At 68.1% G+C, this 592-nt stretch carries 1 protein-coding gene and 1 pseudogene; both read right to left on the minus strand.

The genetic code is table 11. From position 1 onward, the window contains the following. On the minus strand, positions 1-421 hold a 421-nt coding region (locus JK359_RS38550), incomplete at its 3' end, for a methyltransferase (protein ID WP_307788470.1). Positions 422-454: 33 nt separating this feature from the next. Continuing rightward, positions 455-580, minus strand: a pseudogene (locus JK359_RS40320) (hypothetical protein); the annotation flags it as partial. Positions 581-592: the final 12 nt, after the last annotated feature.

Consider the following 592-nt stretch of genomic DNA (forward strand, 5'->3'; position numbering starts at 1 on the left):
ACCCCTGCGGCAACTCCCCGTGCTCGTGCGCCGCCTGCACCCGCAGCGTGACCCGCCGGGCCAGCTCGTGATCGGCGTCGACGTGCCGCCGTACCGCCTCCACCACCGTGGGCGAGAAATCGGTACCCCAGTACTCCTCGCACTCGGGTGCCAGGTGCGCCAGCAGCAGACCGGTACCCACACCGATCTCCAGGACCCGTCGGGGCCCCAGCGCCCTGATCCGCTCGACCGTCGCCGCACGCCACTCCCGCATCTCGGACAGCGGGATCGGGGCACCGTCGTAACTGCTGTTCCACCCGGAGAAGTCCTCGCCGAACTCCGAACCACCGCTCGAGTACAGCGAGTCGTAGAGATCCTGCCATTCCCCGATCTGACTCCGCTCCGCCTCCTCGCTCGCCGGTGCGGCGCCGTCGGCGACCACGTAGGCGATGAGACGGGAATCATCGGCCTGTTGGTCGTGGACGATGACGGCGGCTTGGGTGATGTCGGGGTGGGTGAGGAGGGTGTTTTCGATTTCGGCGGGTTCGATGCGGAAGCCGCGGATTTTGACTTGGTGGTCGGTGCGGCCGGCGAATTCCAGGTCGCCGTCTGC

The sequence above is a fragment of the Streptomyces actinomycinicus genome (genome assembly GCF_016741775.1).
GTDB classification, from domain to species: domain Bacteria; phylum Actinomycetota; class Actinomycetes; order Streptomycetales; family Streptomycetaceae; genus Streptomyces; species Streptomyces actinomycinicus.